This window comes from Methylobacterium sp. J-043 (assembly GCF_022829505.1).
Taxonomy (GTDB): domain Bacteria; phylum Pseudomonadota; class Alphaproteobacteria; order Rhizobiales; family Beijerinckiaceae; genus Methylobacterium; species Methylobacterium extorquens_A.
This window is the reverse complement of sequence record NZ_JAKSYB010000061.1, coordinates 24,991-39,325: the sequence shown is the minus strand read 5'-3', so window position 1 is coordinate 39,325 and position 14,335 is coordinate 24,991. Positions and strand designations below refer to the sequence as shown.

The following is a 14,335-nucleotide window of genomic DNA, read 5'->3' as shown; positions in this document are numbered from 1 at the left end:
CGGTCTCGTCGGGGCGGGAACGGGGGCGTTTCGGGCGCGGTTCCGGCCTCACCCCGCCTGTGCGTTTGAGCCGCGCGGACAGTCGGCACTCAGCCGCCGCCAGCGGATCACCAGCGCCACCGAGACCACGAGCAGACCGGCGCAGAAGCCCGCCCAGATCCCGCGTCCGCCCATGCCGGCGCCCCAGGCGAGCGCCGCGCCGAGCGGCACGCCGATGCCCCAGTAGCCGGCGAGCGCAATCAGCATCGGCACCTTGGTGTCCTGCAGGCCGCGCAGACATCCGAGCGCCACCGACTGCACGCCGTCGGAGATCGCGAACAGGGCTGAGAAGATCAGGAAGCCGGCGGCCACGGGAAACACGTCTGCGGCACCTGGCGCCTCGGCATCGAGGAACAGGCCGATGAGGGTGTGCGGCGCAAAAAGCTGCACCAGCGCACAAGCCACCATGAAGCCGAAGCCGAGGCAAAGCGCGACGGCGCCCGCGCGGCTCAGACCCGCCCGGTCCGCTGCACCATAGGCGCGGCCGACCCGCACCGTCGCCGCCTGCCCGATGCCGTTGGGCACCATGAAGCAGGTCGCGGCAATCTGCAGCGTGATCGCGTGGGCGGCGAGCGGCAGCGTGCCGAAGGTGCCCATCGCAACCGTGGCGGCCTCGAACAACCCGGCCTCGGCGATGCCCGCGACACCCATCGGCAGGCCGACCCGCACGACGCGTGCGAGGCGCTCGGCGTCGAAGCGCCAGAGGCGGGCAAACATCCGGTGGCGGTGGAGGCCCCGGTCGAACCGGATCACCGCGACCAGGGCGGCAATCGCCAGGAACTCGGTGATGACGGTGCCGAGCGCGACGCCGACGATGCCGAGATCCGGCGGGCCGAAGGCGAAGAAGGCCCCCAGCGTGACGTTGAGCGGAAGCGCGGCGAGGCTCACGGCGAGCGGCGCCCCCGGGCGCTGGAGCGCGGCCAGCGCGCCCTTCAGCACCATGAAGGCCAGCGCCGGGAACATCCACCATTGCAGCACCCGCATGTAGGCGCCGGCCTCGCGCGCGACCGCGGGCTCCTGATGCAGGGCGATCAGCAGCCGTTCCGTGAACCAGAGCCCCGGCATCAGCGCGAGCGTCACGAGGAAGCCGACCCACAGGCCCGCCCGGACCGTGCGCCGAACCTCATCCGTGCCAGAACCGGCCGCCCCCGGCGCCCGCCCGGCGGCCTCCGCGACGAGCGGTGCCACCGAGGAGGTGAGGCCGATGCCGCCGATGAACAGCAGCAGGTAGAGGCTGGTGGCAAGAGCGCCCGCGGCGATGGGCTCGGCGCCGAGCCGGCCGAGCAGCACCGCGTTGGAGGCGACCAACCCATGCTGGGCGAGGTTGATGAGGACGAGCGGCGCCGACAGCTTCAGCGTCGCGCGCAGCTCGTCGAGCCAGGGCGAGGCCGGCGGCCGGCGAAGGCCGCTGGCTGCGAGGCTCGGTGAAGACGTCACGGTGTGTCAGCTCCGTTCGTTCGGTCCAGAGCCTCGTCCCGGATCTCGAATCCAAGACGAGGCTCTGACCTTTTGTTCGGCATCGTCTTTTTCCGAACGCCGGTCTCCACCGTTCGGGACGATGCTCAGGAGGCCGGAGCCGGCGTCCGATCCCCCAGGAAGCCGCCGGACTGGCGCCGCCAGAGGTCGGCATAGAGCCCGCCCCGGCGGATCAGCTCGGCATGGGTGCCCTCCTCCACGATCCGTCCGCGGTCGATCACGATCAGCCGGTCGAGCGCGGCGATGGTCGAGAGCCGGTGGGCGATGGCGAGCACGGTCTTGTCGCCCATCAGCGTGTCGAGCGCCTCCTGGATCGCCGCCTCGACCTGGCTGTCGAGGGCGCTCGTCGCCTCGTCGAGGATCAGGATCGGCGCGTCCTTGAGGATGACGCGGGCAATGGCGATGCGCTGGCGTTGCCCACCAGAGAGCTTCACCCCGCGCTCGCCGACATGGGCGTCGTAGCCGCGCCGGCCCTTGTGGTCCACGAGGTCGAGGATGAAGTCGTGGGCATGCGCCAGCCGCGCCGCCTCCTCGATCTCGGCATCGGACGCCCCCGGACGGCCGTAGCCGATGTTGTCGCGGATCGAGCGGTGCAGCAGCGAGGTGTCCTGGCTGACCATGGCGATGGCTTCGCGCAAGGAATCCTGGCTCACCCCGGCGATGTCCTGGCCGTCGATCAGGATGCGGCCGCCCTCGACGTCGTGCAGGCGCAGCAGCAAAGCGGTGATGGTGCTCTTGCCGGCACCGCTGACGCCGACGAGGCCGACCTTCTCGCCCGGACGGATGTGGAAGGACAGGCCTTCGATGATGCTGGCATCACCCCGGCCGTAGTGGAAATCCACGTTCTCGAAGCGGATGTCGCCACCGGTGACGGTGAGCGTCTTCGCATCCGGCGCATCGGTGAGGCCGTGCGGCCGGGCGATGGTCTGCATGCTCTCCTGAATCACGCCGACATTCTCGAACACGCCGCGCACCGTCTGCATCACCCAGCCGGACATCGCCATGAGCCGCAGGATCAGCGCGAGACCGGCGGACGCCTCGCCGGTCGTCAGCGCGCCGCGCTGCCACAGCGCGAAACAGACATAGGCGGTGGCGAACAGGAGCAGGCTGTTGAGGCCCGCCAGCAGGCTCGTCGTCAGCGTGGTGAGCCGGAACTGGTGGAGATAGGCACGCGTGTGGGTGTCGACCGCGTCGCGCACGGTGGCGCGCTCCTCACGGTCGCGGGCGAAGAGCTTGACGGTCATGATGTTGGTGTAGCTGTCGACCACCCGGCCGATCAGGGTCGAGCGGGTCTCGGCGGTCAGGTGCGAGCGCTTGCGGGCGCGCGGCACGAACCACGCCGTCAGCCCGGCATAGGCCAAGACCCAGACCACCACCGGCAGGGCCAGCCAGCCGGAGATCGAGGAGAACAGCCCGATCGCAGTGATCGCGTAGATCGCCACGTAAAGCAGCGTGTCGATGAACACGACGGCGAGTTCGCGCACCGCCGGCCCGACCTGCACCGTGCGGTTGGCGAGCCGCCCGGCGAAATCCGCCTGGAAGTACGAGAGCGAGTGGCCCAGCGTGTAGAGGTGGGTGCGCCAGCGGATCTGGTTGGTCGATTGCGGCACGATGAGCTGGTTCGAAGCCAGTTCGTGCAGGAAGGCCGCCAGCGGGCGCACCACGAGGAGGAGGAGCGCGGCCAGCGTCAGCGGCACGGCGTTGTCGGAGAGGACGGTGGTGCGGTCGGCCGCGCTCATCAGGTCGATGAACCAGCGCATGAGCAGGTAAAGCGAGGCCTCGATCCCGCCCGCGATCACGGCGATGATGAACAGGGCCAACAGCGCGACACGGATCGGCCGCAGATAGAAACCCGCAAAGCCGAGCACCGTCTTCGGCGGCATGCGCCGGTCGTCGAAGGGCGCGAACGGATCGATGCGGCGCTCGAGCCAATCGAGGAACATGCGTTTTGGGACCAAGTGAGGAATGAGAGGCTCAGGTAAGCCTCCTTGACGCCGGGCCAACCCCGCGCCCATGCCGCAGGCAAGACCCTGCCCCGCCTTGCCCCTTCGCAAATCCGCCCCGCCGATGCTGCGTCTCGCCCTCTACCAGCCCGACATCCCGCAGAACACGGGCACGATGCTGCGCATGGCCGCCTGCCTCGGGGTCGCGGTGGAGATCATCGAGCCGGCGGGCTTCGACGTGTCCGACCGACACCTGCGCCGCTCGGGGCTGGACTATCTCGACCACGTCGCGATCACCCGGCACCGCTCCTGGGACGCCTTCGAGACGTGGCGGCGCGAGGCCGGCATCCGCCTCGTGCTCGCCACCACCGCCGGCGCGGTGCCCTACACGCAGCACGCGTTCCGCGACGGCGATTGCCTCCTGCTCGGCCGTGAATCCGCCGGCGTGCCGGAGGCGGTCCACGCGGCAGCCGATGCCCGCGTCGTCGTGCCGATCCGGCCGGGCCTGCGCTCGCTCAACGTCGCCGTCTGCGCGGCGATGATGCTGGGCGAGGCGATCCGGCAGGTGGGGTGACGGTCGGTTGGACGGCGTCTGATCCCGGAGGGGATACCCGTTCGACGTTCCGTCACCGAAGCCGGCGGTACGCGACGAGGCCGCCCGCTTTATAAAAAATGTTAACTCAGTTTTTACTGGCGAATCAATGAATACCTTTTAGGCACTTTGCCGAAATTATGGGTAATTCGATGCGATTTTTCAGCAACGCCAGGCTTATAGTTAAAATCGCTTTACCTTTAATTTTGACTCTCATGATCAGCGCTGGCCTGATCGTCTACGCGCGCGACGTGATGCGCGGTCTCTCGGAACAGACGGGCAGGATCGTCGATGTCCAGGCCGTGCGTCTGGACGCGCTGATGCACATGCGCGGCGGCATCACCGAGGCGGTGGTGATGGACCGTAACATGCTGCTCGACAACGACCCCCAGAACAAAGCCCGCTTCCGGACGCGTCAGCAGGGCGGCATGGCCGAGGCGCGAGAGGCCGCAGACCGGCTCATCACGCTCGCCGACACACCGGAGCGGCGGACCGCTAACGAGGCGATGCGCCGCGACATCGAGAGCTTTTTCGCAACCCTCGATCGCGTCTACGACCTCGGCATGCGTCAGCAGGGTGAGGAGGCCTTCCGGATCGCGCGGGATATCGGAATCCCGGCCCGGCTGAAGCTGAACGAGTGGATGCAGAATCGGTCCACAGTGCTGGCCAACGAGCTGGCATCGGCGAAGGCTCATGCGATCGAAGCCTCCGATCGCGGCACCTACACACTCATCGGTTTCGCGGTTGTCGGCCTGCTGGGGGCCATGGTGCTGGCCGGCCTGATCGTCGTGCTGGCGGTGACCCGTCCGCTCGGCAGCCTCGTCAACGTCCTCCAGCGGATGGCGCGCGGCGAGATCGAGGCCGAGATCAAGGAGGCCACCCGCGGCGACGAGATCGGCGCCGTCGGCCGGGCCGTCGAGGGCATCAAGACCATGGTGGCCCGCAAGGCCGCCGAGGAGGCCGAAGTGCGCCGTCGTACGGACGAAGCCGCGGCGGCGGAGCGCAAGCGCACGATGATCGAGCTGGCCGACGGCTTCGAGGCGGCGGTCGGCGGCATCGTCGGCATGGTGTCGTCCTCGGCAACCGAGTTGCAGGCGACCGCCCAGCAGATGACCGCGAGCGCGACCGAGACCGCCTCGCAATCCACCACGGTGGCCGCGGCCGCGGAGGAAGCCGCCTCCAACGTCGGCACGGTCGCGGCCGCCGCCGAGGAGCTCGGAGTTTCGGTCCAGGAGATCGGCCGTCAGGTGCAGGGCTCCGCCGGCTTGGCGCAGGCGGCCGTGGGCGAGGCCGACCAGACCACCCATCTCGTCCAGGCGCTGCGGACCACCTCGGCCCGGATCGGCGACATGGTCGGCCTGATCTCCAACATCGCCTCGCAGACCAACCTGCTCGCGCTGAACGCGACCATCGAGGCGGCGCGGGCGGGCGAAGCCGGGCGCGGCTTTGCGGTCGTGGCGTCCGAGGTGAAGGAACTCGCCAGCCAGACGGCACGCGCCACCGAGGAGATCTCCGGTCAGATCGGTGAGATCCAGGGGGTCACGGATCAGGCCGTCACGGCGATCGGCGCCATCACCAGCCGGATTCGGGAGATCAACAACGTCGCGACCGGTATCGCGGCGGCCGTCGAGGAGCAGGGCGCGGCGACGCAGGAAATCGTGCGCAACGTCTCGCAGGCATCGAACGGCACCTCCGAGGTGACGCGCAACATCTCCGGGGTGGCCCAGGCCTCGGAGGAAACCGGCATGGCCGCGAGCCAGGTGCTGGTCTCGTCCTCCGAGCTGTCGCGCCAATCCGAACACCTGTCGGCGGAGGTGCAGCGCTTCCTCGCGACGGTCCGGGCCGCCTGACCCACGCACCACGGCACGACCGAGAGACCTCGCCCCAACCGGCGGGGTCTTTTTCGTTGCTGGCCCGCCCCGACGGCCGGCGACTCGCAGGGACGCGTTGCGCCGCCATCGCGCGGCAGCATCAGCCACCGTATCGCGCCGCCGGCCCATCGAGCGGGATCGACGTGCCTCCGCACACTCAGCGCGGGCGCTGCCGCCTGAATGCTGCATCCGAAGCGTGTGTCACGCTTGAAAACACCGAAACGGTGTTTTAGCCTCGATTCGTGACCCGCTCAGGAACCCTTCCTTCTCGCCTCACCTACCGGCTCCTCCCCGAGCCGGCCGATCTCGATGCCGTCCGCGCCATGCTCGCGGCCTATCGGCGGATGCTCGTTCTGCTCGAGGAGATCCGCCGGGAGCATGGCTTGCGGGCCAACGTCGTCGCCCTGATCGAGCACGGCTACGGGCGTGCCCGCGACGAGACCGGACTTCCGGCCCGCCTCGTGACCCTCGGCATCCGCGACTTCGCGCAGCGCGCCGCCGGGTTCGCCCCCGAGACCGTCACGTCGATGCCGCTCGACGACAAGCTGTTCAGCGTGAAGGGCGCCTCGGAGATCGCGCTGACCACCATGAGCGGCCGGCGCACGATGCCCTACCGTGTCGAGGGCTATGACGGCCCCTGGCGCGAACTCTCCAGCGCCCGCCTCACGCTCGCGGGCGACACGCTCACCATCCAGGTGGGCGTCTCCGTCACCGCACCGAAGGAGGAGACCCGCATGCCCGAGAACATCCTGACCCGCGTCGGCCGGATCATCGGCGGCCTGTCCAACGCCGCCCTCGACGCGGTGGAGGACCGCAACGGCCTCGCGGTCGCCGAGCAGGCACTCCGCGAGATCGACGCGGTGATCCACGAGGCGCGGCTCGACCTCGGCAAGATCAAGGCCGAGGAGCACCGCCTCACCGCCCGCCGCGGCCAGCTCGACGGCGAGCGGACGGCCCTGCCCGAGAAGCTGTCGCTGGCGCTGTCGAGCGGGCGCGAGGATCTGGCGCGGGCCGGCATCAGCCGTCAGCTCGACCTCGAGAGCCAGATCGAGGCGATCGATTCGAGCCTCGCGGATGTGGCGGAGCGGCACGAGGCGGCGACGAAGGCGATGCAGGCCGCCACGGCCGCCCGGCGCGACGCCGAACACCGGATCGCGCTTCTGCGGCAGCCTCCGGCGAAGGCGGCCGACCCGCTCGACGGTTACGGCCGCGAGGAGGCGACGCGCACCCGCCAGCTCGAACAATCGCTGCGGGCGATCGACCGGGTCACCGGCACGGCCTCGGCGGTCGCCGACCCCTCGGTCGAGGATCTCGACCGGCTGCACCGCGACGACGCCATCGAGCGGCGGCTCGCGGCGCTGAAGCAGGGCCGACCTTCGTGAGTGCTCTGGTCGCTCCCGCCCTTTTCCCCTTCACCCTGGCAGCGGCGGTGATGGCCGGCCTCGTCGTGGTGGAGGCGCTGTCCCTCTTCCTCGGGCAGTCGCTCTCGGCCGTGGTGGACGGTGCCCTCGGTCACGAGACGGGCGGCGGGGGCGATCTCGCGACTGGCGCGGATGCCGGCGGTGCGCTCTCGCCCGCCGCGCTGATGTCGTGGATCAATCTCGGACGGGTTCCGTTCCTGATCCTGCTGATCCTCGCTCTGGCTGTCTTCGCGCTGGCGGGCTTCGTGCTGCAGGGCCTGGCCGCCGCCTTCCTCGCGCCCCTGCCGGCGCCGGCTGCGATCCTGCTCGCGTTCGCGGCGACCCTGCCGGCGCTGCGCGTCTCGACCAAGGCCATCGCCCGGCTGATCCCGCGGGACGAGAGCTACGTCGTCACGGCCGACGACCTGATCGGCGCGACGGCGGAGGTCACCCTCGGGCCGCTCGACCAGGGCCTGCCGGGACAGGTCCGCGCGGTGGACCGCCACGGCAACACCCACTTCCTGCGCACCCGCGCCGCCCCCGGAGCCCCGGCCATGGAAGCCGGCGCCCGCGTCCTGATCGTGGACCGGGCCGACGCCGTCTACGTCGCGGTGCCCGCCGCGCCGGATCTCTGATCGCTTCTTCTCCCCCCACCGCCCCCCGCCACCGAAAGGGTCGCTCACGATGGATTTGGTCAGCCCCGGCATCGTCAACCTGCTGGTGATCGCCGGCATCATCGTCGTCGCGTTGCTCGGCATCGGCTTCGTGTTCAGCCGGCTCTACCGGCGCACGACGCGGGACACCGCCTTCGTCCGCACGGGGCTGGGCGGGCGCAAGGTCGTGGTCGATGGCGGCGCGGTGCTGCTGCCGGTGTTCCACTCCATCGCCATGGTGAACCTCAACACCCTGCGGCTGGAGGTGAAGCGCTCAGGAAACGAGTCGCTCATCACCAAGGACCGCCTGCGGGCCGACATCACCGTCGAGTTCTACGTCCGCGTCGAGCCCAAGGAGGAGTCCATCGCGCTCGCCGCCCAGACGCTGGGTGACCGCACCAACGACGCGATGCTGCTGCGCGAGCTGATCGAGGCGAAGTTCGTCGATGCCCTGCGCTCGGTCGCCGCCGGCATGACCCTGCCCGACCTTCAGGAAAAGCGCGCCGCCTTCGTGAAGGGCGTGCAGGAGGCGGTCTCGGGCGACCTGCGCCACAACGGCCTCGAACTCGAATCCGCCTCGCTGACCCGCCTCGACCAGACCTCGATCGAGCATTTCAACCCCGACAACTCGTTCGACGCGGAAGGTCTGGCCCGGCTGAAGGAGATCACCGAGCAGCGCCGCAAGGAGCGCAACGCCACAGAGCGCGACGCCGAGGTCGCGGTGGCCGAGAAGGACCGCGAGACCGCGCTCAAGCAACTGGAGATCAAGCGCACCACCCGCGAGGCGCAACTCGCCCAGGAACGCGACATCGCCAACAAGACCGCCGAGACCCGCGCCGAGACCGCCCAGGCCGAGCAGCGCGCCCAGCAGAGCGAGGAGACCGCGCGGATCGAGCGCGAGCAGGCGGTGCGCCTGCGCGAGGCCGAGGCACGCAAGAATTCGGAGGGTGCGCGGATCGAGGCGGACCTCGCCATCGCCCAGCGCAACGCGGAGGCCGAGCGCGAGCGCCAGCTCATCCTTCAGGACAACGCCATCAAGATCGCCGAACGCTCCCAGAAGGAGTCGGAGGCCCGCGCCGCCGCCAAGACGGCCGAAGCGCTCGCCGTCGCCGCGGAGGAGCGCGTCGCCACGGCCAAAGCCAAGGAGATCGCCGAGCGCGAGCGCGAGGTCACCGTCATCGCCGCCAAGCAGGAGGCCGAGCGGGAGGCGACCGGCGTCACCGTGACGGCGGAGGCCGAGCGGCGTGCCGCCGAGGATCGGGCCAACGCCATCATCACCCTGGCCGAGGCCGAGGCGACCGCCGCCACCTCGCGGGCGGAGGCCATCGCCAAGCTCGGCCAAGCCGAGGCCGAGCGCGAGCGGGCCATGAACGAGGCGCGCAACGCGCTCTCGGCCGAAGCCCGCGCCTTCGAGACGGGCCTCAAGCGCCTCGGCATCATCCCGGATGCCCTGCGCGAGAGCATGCGAGCGGTGGAGAAGATCGACTCGATCCGCATCTTCGACGCGGGCGGCATGATGGGCGGCGGCAACGGCGCCGGCGGCGTCTCGGCGAGCCTCGGCGACAACCTGTCGGGCCACCTGCTGCGCTACCAGTACAACAGCCCGATCCTCGGCGCGATCTTGAACGAGGCGGGCTTCGCCGAGGGCAAGGGCAGCCTCGACACGCTGGTCGGCGGGCTGCGCAACGGGACAGCCGTCGAGCCGCCCGCCAACGGGCATGCCGGCGCGGCCGAGTGACCGAAAAGAAACAGCGGAGCAGGAATCTGCACAGGCATGGTCTTCCCGAAGATTATGCCTGATGCTTGAAACCAAACCCGGATCACCTTGAAGACTTGAATCGTTCTACTTCCAGCAACATAACCCGCGTTGCGCGATCCCGAGCCCCGTTCTAGCTGCCTCTTCAGCGAACAACGAAACCGGGTTCCTCGATGTCGTCTGCGTTGCGTGATCGACTGCGTTATGGCCTCGCCGCTTTTCTCGCCGGCACGGCCGCCCTCGGCTCGTCCGGCATGGCGTGGGCGCAGGAGGCGGTGACGCTCGAGACGCTGAGCGTCGAGGGCTCGGGCCGGGGCGGCAGCGGTCCGGGCGGGGCCGGCACCGAGAGCGCCTTCGGTCCGGTCCCCGGCTACGTCGCCCAGCGCAGCGCCACCGGCACCAAGACGGACACGGCGCTGAAGGAGACGCCGCAATCCATCTCGGTCGTCGGCGAGCAGCAGGTCCGCGAGCAGGCCGCCACCAGCGTGCAGGAAGCCCTGCGCTACACCGCTGGCGTTGCCGCGGAAGCCTATGGCCCGAGCACCCGCGGCGACTATCCGCGCATCCGCGGCTCGGACGCGGCGATCTTCCTCGACGGCCTGCGCCTCAAGGACCCCGACGTCTTCAACGAGCCGCGGCCCGATCCCTACACTCTGTCGCGCTTCGAGGTGCTGCGCGGCCCCGCCTCGACCCTCTACGGATCGAGCCCCGTCGGCGGCCTGATCAACCTCGTGTCGAAGCGCCCCCTCGACGTGCCCTACACCGAGGCCGGGGTGCGGTTCGGCAATTACGGCTGGAAGGAAGCCTTCGCGGATTCGACCGGGCGCCTCACCGAGGACGGGCAGTTCCTCTACCGGTTCGTCGGCGTGGGACGTCTGGCCGACGCGCAGACCGACTTCGTCGCCAACGACCGCTACGTCATCAACCCCTCGGTGACGTGGCGCCCCTCCGCCGACACGAACTGGACCCTGATCGGCCTGCACCAGAAGGACGCGTTCGGCGCCTCGGACGCCTTCCTGCCGCGGGAGGGCTCGCTCTATGCCGGACCGAACGGCTTTATCCCGCTCAACCGCTTCACGGGCGACCCGAACTTCAACCGCTACGAGACCGAAACGAGTTCGATCACCAGCCTGTTCGAGCATCGCTTCGACGACAGCCTGATCCTGCGGCAGAACCTGCGCTACAGCCACATCGACGGGACGTATCAATCGGCCTACGGCAACGTGTACACGCTGACGCCGAGCGCCACCCTGCCGAACGCGCCGTTCCTCGACCCGGCCCGCCGCACGGTCGACCGGTTCACCTACCGCGTCAGCTCGGTCAAGGACCGGATCACCACCGACACCAACCTGCAGGGCCGCTTCGACACCGGGCCGATCTCGCACACCGTGCTCGGCGGCGTCGATTTTCGCCAGCAATGGGACAGCACGCGGACGGGCTTCGGCACCGATCCGCGCCCGTTCGACCTCTACGCGCCGGTCTATGTCGGCGTGACGCCGCCGGATCTCGGCGTGCCGACCGCGCTCTCGCAGAGCCAGACCGGACTCTACCTGCAGGATCAGATCAAGTTCGGCCAATGGATCGTGCTCGCCACGGTGCGGCACGATTGGGTGAACAGCGCGACGCGGGGCGCGGAGAGTGTCGCCGGCGAGGCCACCACCGGCCGCATCGGCCTGATGTACGCCTTCGAGAACGGCCTGACCCCGTACGTCTCCTACGCGACCTCGTTCACCCCGATCTTCGGCGCCAATGTCTGCGCGGGCGGGGCCTGCCGGCCGATCGAGGGCGAGCAGATCGAGGGCGGCTTCAAGTACAACCCGACGCCGTGGTTCGCGGTCAACGCGGCGATCTACGACACGGTGGAGCGCAACCGGCTGACCCCCGATCCGAGCGGCCTGCCGATCTCGATCCAGACCGGCAAGGTCAAGATCCAGGGCGGCGACATCGAGGCCATCGCCACCATCAACAACGACACCAACATCATCGCGAGCTACGCCTACACCGATGCCCGCTACGCGGCCGGCGACAATGCCGGAGCGCGGGTCGAGACGCAGCCGCTGCACCTCGCCTCGCTTTGGGTGACCCACCGCTTCACCCTGGCCGACATCCCCGGCTCCTTCCTCGTCGGCGGCGGCGTGCGCCATATCGGCGAATCGTTCGACGGCTCGCTCAACAGCTTCAACACGCCGGCCGTGACGCTCGCCGACGCGCTGGTGGGCTGGGAGGATGCGCATTGGCGCGCGCAGCTCAACGTCTCCAACATCGCCGACACGCGGTATCTCTCGACCTGCCTTGCCCGCGGCGATTGCTTCGTCGGCACGCGGCGCACGATCCTCGGGAGCCTGACCTACAAGTTCTGAGCCCGAATTGACGGATCGCCCCTCGGGTGGGAAAGCCTGTCCATGGCTGATGTGACGGCACCCCCCCTTCCCTCACCCGACGACCTCGCCGCGCTGAAGAGCGAGGCGGGGGCGTGGTTCTCCACGCTACGCGACCGGATCGTCGCCGCGCTGGAGACGCTGGAGGAGGAGGCGGCGGGCCCCTTCCATCCGGATGCCCCGAAAGAGGCCGGGAAGTTCGAGAAGACGCCGTGGCAGCGCACGGACCATAGCGGCACGCCGGGCGGCGGCGGCGTCATGGCGATGCTGAAGGGTCGCGTCTTCGAGAAGGCCGGCGTGCACATCTCGACCGTGCACGGCGAGTTCGCCCCGGAGTTCCGGGCGCAGATGCCGGGTGCGGCCGAAGATCCGCGCTTCTTCGCCACCGGCATCTCGCTGATCGTCCACCCCTGGAACCCGAACGTTCCGACGGTGCACATGAACACCCGCTTCGTCGTGACGACGAAGGCGTGGTTCGGCGGCGGGGCCGACCTCACCCCCGTGCTCGACCGGCGCCGGACGCAGGAGGATCCCGACACGCAGTTCTTCCATGCCTGCCTGCGCGAGGCCTGCGAGAAACACGCGCCGGCCGCCGACTACGAGAAGTACAAGGCGTGGTGCGACGAGTATTTCCACCTCAAGCACCGCAACGAGCCCCGCGGCATCGGCGGCATCTTCTACGATTATCACTGGACGGGCGATCCGCAGGCCGATCTGGCCTATACGCGCGATGTCGGCGGGGCCTTCCTGAAGGCCTACCCGGAAATCGTCCGGCGCAACCTCGGCCGAGCCTGGACCGAGGCCGACCGGGAGGAGCAGCAGGTGCGGCGCGGACGCTACGTCGAGTTCAACCTGCTCTACGACCGCGGCACCATCTTCGGCCTGAAGACCGGCGGTAACGTCGCCTCGATCCTGTCCTCGCTGCCGCCAACGGTGCGCTGGCCCTGACCGGAAGACGGTCCACAAATCGGCCGACTCGTTTATGACGTGACGCCATGGCCGAGTCCTCCCTTCCCACCCGTTTCGCCCCACAACAGGACGAGGCGCTGAAAGCCATCGCCCGCTGGCGCAAGGAGGGCGGCTCCCAGGTCTTCCGCCTGTTCGGCTATGCCGGCACCGGCAAGACCACGCTCGCCCGCCGCATCGCCGACGACATCGACGGCCCGGTCGTCTACGGCGCCTTCACCGGCAAGGCGGCTTCGGTCATGCGCCAGAAGGGCTGCGACGAGGCGGCGACGATTCACTCGCTGATCTACCGCACCAAGGAGGGCGACGAGGGCGGCCCGACCTTCAGCCTCAACCGCTCCGGCCCGGCGGCCAAGGCCGACCTCATCGTCATCGACGAGTGCTCGATGGTCGATTCCGACCTCGGCCACGATCTCCTGTCCTTCGACAAGCCGGTGCTGGTGCTGGGCGATCCCGCCCAGTTGCCGCCGGTGCGCGGCGGCGGCTTCTTCACCGAGGCCGAGCCCGACGTGATGCTCACCGACGTCCACCGGCAGGCCGCCGACGACCCGATCGTGCGCATGGCGATGACGATCCGCGAGGGCGGCCGGCTCGAAGTCGGCGAATACGGCCAGAGCCGGGTGGTCCGCCGCCGCGACATCGACCCGGCCCAGGTGCTCGATTGCGATCAGGTCCTGGTCGGCCTTAACCGGACGCGGCGCCTCTACAACAACCGCCTGCGGGAACTCGCCGGGCACAAAGACCCGATGCCCTCGGTCGGCGAGAAGCTGGTCTGCCTGCGCAACGACCGCACCAAGGGTCTGCTCAACGGCTCGACCTGGACGGTGCAGGCCCTGCGCGCCCCGCCCCGCCCCGACACGGTCCGCCTCGACGTGGTGCCCGAGGACGACCCGGCCGCGCGCCGCCGCGCCGTGGATATCAAGGTGCTGCGGCAGGTGATCGAGGGCTCGGAAGAAGAGATCCCGCTCTTCCTGCGCCGCGAGACCGACGAGTTCACCTACGGCTACGCGCTCACCGTCCACAAAGCGCAGGGATCGCAGTGGGACAAGGTGGTCCTGTTCGACGAATCCTACGCCTTCCGCGAGCACCGCGCCCGCTGGCTCTATACCGGCCTTACGCGCGCGGCGCAGGCGATCACCGTGGTGGTGTGAGGAGGGCTTCGCCCCCTCCCCTGTATTCATCGCGAGGGGCTGAGAAGCGATCCGGCACCACGACCTGTCCGGAACGGTCGAGGCGCTGGATCGGTACGGTCCAAGCCTGG

At 69.4% G+C, this 14,335-nt stretch carries 10 protein-coding genes; 8 read left to right on the top strand and 2 right to left on the bottom strand.

Going from position 1 to position 14,335, the window contains the following annotated elements; translation table 11 throughout:
* Positions 1 to 48 precede the first annotated feature (48 nt).
* Together MKK50_RS17550 and MKK50_RS17545 are read right to left on the bottom strand one after the other, a co-directional pair.
* On the bottom strand, positions 49 to 1,476 hold the full coding sequence (locus MKK50_RS17550) for an MATE family efflux transporter (protein ID WP_499024144.1): 1,428 nt from the start codon (positions 1,474 to 1,476) through the stop codon (positions 49 to 51).
* 125 nt (positions 1,477 to 1,601) lie between these two features.
* Positions 1,602 to 3,458: an ABC transporter ATP-binding protein gene (locus MKK50_RS17545; RefSeq protein ID WP_499024143.1), complete on the bottom strand. Its 1,857-nt coding sequence runs from the start codon at positions 3,456 to 3,458 to the stop codon at positions 1,602 to 1,604.
* A 124-nt stretch (positions 3,459 to 3,582) separates the two neighbouring features.
* Here MKK50_RS17545 and MKK50_RS17540 point away from each other — a divergent pair, with 124 nt between their 5' ends.
* The 8 genes from MKK50_RS17540 (at position 3,583) to MKK50_RS17505 (ending at position 14,225) form a co-directional block, all read left to right on the top strand.
* Positions 3,583 to 4,032 (top strand): tRNA (cytidine(34)-2'-O)-methyltransferase, encoded by a 450-nt coding sequence (locus tag MKK50_RS17540; protein ID WP_499024141.1) that lies wholly within the window; start codon positions 3,583 to 3,585, stop codon positions 4,030 to 4,032.
* A gap of 170 nt (positions 4,033 to 4,202) precedes the next feature.
* Positions 4,203 to 5,900: a methyl-accepting chemotaxis protein gene (locus MKK50_RS17535; RefSeq protein WP_499024139.1), complete on the top strand. Its 1,698-nt coding sequence runs from the start codon at positions 4,203 to 4,205 to the stop codon at positions 5,898 to 5,900.
* 263 nt (positions 5,901 to 6,163) lie between these two features.
* Positions 6,164 to 7,303, top strand: coding sequence for a PspA/IM30 family protein (locus MKK50_RS17530; protein ID WP_499024136.1), 1,140 nt, complete (start codon positions 6,164 to 6,166; stop codon positions 7,301 to 7,303).
* Positions 7,300 to 7,956 carry an OB-fold-containig protein gene (locus tag MKK50_RS17525; protein WP_499024134.1) on the top strand — a complete coding sequence of 219 codons (657 nt, stop codon included), beginning with the start codon at positions 7,300 to 7,302 and terminating at the stop codon, positions 7,954 to 7,956. The genes MKK50_RS17530 and MKK50_RS17525 overlap by 4 nt, the downstream gene beginning before the upstream one ends.
* A gap of 49 nt (positions 7,957 to 8,005) precedes the next feature.
* On the top strand, positions 8,006 to 9,712 hold the full coding sequence (locus tag MKK50_RS17520) for a flotillin family protein (protein ID WP_253367464.1): 1,707 nt from the start codon (positions 8,006 to 8,008) through the stop codon (positions 9,710 to 9,712).
* A gap of 191 nt (positions 9,713 to 9,903) precedes the next feature.
* On the top strand, positions 9,904 to 12,090 hold the full coding sequence (locus MKK50_RS17515; protein ID WP_499024133.1) for a TonB-dependent siderophore receptor: 2,187 nt from the start codon (positions 9,904 to 9,906) through the stop codon (positions 12,088 to 12,090).
* Between the two features lie 42 nt (positions 12,091 to 12,132).
* On the top strand, positions 12,133 to 13,056 hold the full coding sequence (gene hemF / locus MKK50_RS17510; RefSeq protein WP_499024132.1) for an oxygen-dependent coproporphyrinogen oxidase: 924 nt from the start codon (positions 12,133 to 12,135) through the stop codon (positions 13,054 to 13,056).
* Positions 13,057 to 13,103: 47 nt separating this feature from the next.
* Positions 13,104 to 14,225 carry an ATP-dependent DNA helicase gene (locus MKK50_RS17505; protein WP_499024130.1) on the top strand — a complete coding sequence of 374 codons (1,122 nt, stop codon included), beginning with the start codon at positions 13,104 to 13,106 and terminating at the stop codon, positions 14,223 to 14,225.
* Positions 14,226 to 14,335 lie beyond the last annotated feature (110 nt).

Bases quoted from the DNA above. Each gene is read 5' to 3' on its own strand.
- hemF (WP_499024132.1), top strand. From the start codon at position 12,133: ATGGCTGATGTGACGGCACCCCCCCTTCCCTCACCCGACGACCTCGCC.
- MKK50_RS17520 (WP_253367464.1), top strand. From the start codon at position 8,006: ATGGATTTGGTCAGCCCCGGCATCGTCAACCTGCTGGTGATCGCCGGC.
- MKK50_RS17505 (WP_499024130.1), top strand. From the start codon at position 13,104: ATGGCCGAGTCCTCCCTTCCCACCCGTTTCGCCCCACAACAGGACGAG.
- MKK50_RS17540 (WP_499024141.1), top strand. From the start codon at position 3,583: ATGCTGCGTCTCGCCCTCTACCAGCCCGACATCCCGCAGAACACGGGC.
- MKK50_RS17535 (WP_499024139.1), top strand. From the start codon at position 4,203: ATGCGATTTTTCAGCAACGCCAGGCTTATAGTTAAAATCGCTTTACCT.
- MKK50_RS17515 (WP_499024133.1), top strand. From the start codon at position 9,904: ATGTCGTCTGCGTTGCGTGATCGACTGCGTTATGGCCTCGCCGCTTTT.
- MKK50_RS17545 (WP_499024143.1), bottom strand. From the start codon at position 3,458: ATGTTCCTCGATTGGCTCGAGCGCCGCATCGATCCGTTCGCGCCCTTC.